This is a genomic window from Variovorax sp. P4_B11, assembly GCF_056402355.1.
This window is the reverse complement of record NZ_JBFUHO010000146.1, coordinates 1-1,905: the sequence shown is the minus strand read 5'-3', so window position 1 is coordinate 1,905 and position 1,905 is coordinate 1. Positions and strand designations below refer to the sequence as shown.

The window sequence follows — 1,905 nt, the reverse complement described above, 5'->3', positions numbered from 1 at the left end:
ACGAGGCGTTGATCGAGCCCATGGTGCCGACCACCTGGCTGACCACGCTGCCGCCCCTGACCGCCACCTCGGAGGCCGAGACGGCCAACTGGTTGGCCTGCCGGGCGTTGTCGGCGTTCTGCTTGACCGTCGAAGTGAGCTCTTCCATCGAGGCCGCCGTCTCTTCCAGCGAGCTGGCCTGCTCTTCGGTGCGCGAGGACAGGTCCTGGTTGCCGGTGGCGATCTGGCCCGACGCCGTCGCGATCGTGTCGGTGCCCGTGCGGACTTCGCCGACCACCTTCGCCAGGCTGTCGTTCATGTGCTTCAGTGCCTGCATCAGTTGCGCGGTCTCATCCCGGCCCTCGGTCTCGATGCGGCTGCCCAGGTTGCCGTCCGCCACCGTCTCGGCCACCTCGACCGCCTTGCCCAGCGGGCGCGTGATGCCGACCGTCAGGCGCCAGGCCAGAAGCGCACCCATGAGGAGCGCGATGGCCGACAGCACGATCAGGTAGGTGCGGCCCGCCTGGTCATCCTTCGCGATGCCCTTGGCCGCGTTGTCGATCTGTTCGCGCTGGTAGGCGGCGAGGTTTTCGACGGCCTTTTCGTAGTTCGCAAGCAGCGCACTGAATTGGGTGTCGGCCAGCTTGTTCGCGGCCTCCCCGTCGTTGTTGGCCTTGAGCTTGTTGAGGACGGCCAGCATCTCGAGGACCCCCTTGCGTTGCTCCGCCACCTTGCCGTAGAGATCCTTCTCCGCCGGCGAGCTCAGCAGTCCCTCCAACTCCTTCTGGATCGGATTGATGCGCGCGACGCCCTCCCCGATCTGCTTCCTGAAGTAGGCCTCGGTGGCGCTGTCGGTGGCCTTGACCATCGCGAAGGTGCGCACGATGCTGGCCGCGAGCAGGGTCGACCACTGCCCGACGAGGCGCTCCTTGACCAGCGCGCCCCCCACCATCTCTTGCGTCGCATTGCCCACGTTGGCCAACCGAAGCATGCCGGTCGCGGATATCGAGGCCATCAGCACCAGCATGGCTGCGAAGCCCACGCCCAGGCGCATGCCGATCTTCAGATTCTTCAAGCTCATCGCACATTCCCTTTCTTCCATCGAACTGGTGAATCGGCACCGCGGTGCCGCATGACTGTCTAGAACTCGGTCCAGTCGCCCACGGCGGCGGCCGCTGCCACCGGCCGGGACGGCGCAGCGGCCTGCTGTTCGCGCGGCGCCGCAAGCGGCAGGCCGTGCGTCTTCGGAGCGGACTTTGCGATCGGCGCCTTCGGAGCTGCGGCGCGCGCCGTGGTGTGCACCGCGGGGCTCTCCGCGTCGAGCTTGAAGGTGCTCACGACCTGCGACAGGCTGCCGGCCTGCGCCTGGAGCGACTGCGCAGCCGCCGAGGCTTCTTCGACCAGCGCCGCGTTCTGCTGCGTCACCTGGTCCATCTGCGCGATCGCCTGGTTGATCTGCTCGATCCCCGAGGTCTGCTCCTGGCTCGCCGCCGTGATCTCGCCCATGATGTCGGTCACCCGCTTGACGCTGCCGACGATCTCTTCCATCGTCTTGCCGGCCTGCGCCACCAGCGCGCTGCCCGCGCCCACCTTGCCCACCGAGTCGTCGATCAGCCCCTTGATCTCCTTGGCCGCCGCCGCCGAGCGCTGCGCCAGGCTGCGCACCTCCGAGGCCACCACCGCGAAGCCGCGGCCCTGCTCGCCGGCGCGGGCGGCTTCCACCGCCGCGTTCAGCGCCAGGATGTTGGTCTGGAAGGCGATGCCGTCGATCACGCCGATGATGTCCACGATCTTCTTCGACGAGGCGTTGATCGAGGCCATCGTGTCCACCACCTGGCTCACCACCTCCCCGCCCTTGACCGCCACTTCGGAGGCCGAGACGGCCAGTTGATTCGCTTGACGCGCGTTGTCCGCGTTCTGCTTGAC

General features: G+C 67.6%; 2 protein-coding genes. Both read right to left on the bottom strand.

Going from position 1 to position 1,905, the window contains the following annotated elements:
* Positions 1 to 1,060: MCP four helix bundle domain-containing protein (locus tag AC1DYD_RS41305; RefSeq protein WP_478178478.1), on the bottom strand; the 1,060-nt coding region annotated here is incomplete at its 3' end.
* Positions 1,061 to 1,119: 59 nt separating this feature from the next.
* The coding region (locus tag AC1DYD_RS41300) for a methyl-accepting chemotaxis protein (RefSeq protein ID WP_478178477.1) at positions 1,120 to 1,905 on the bottom strand (786 nt) is incomplete at its 5' end.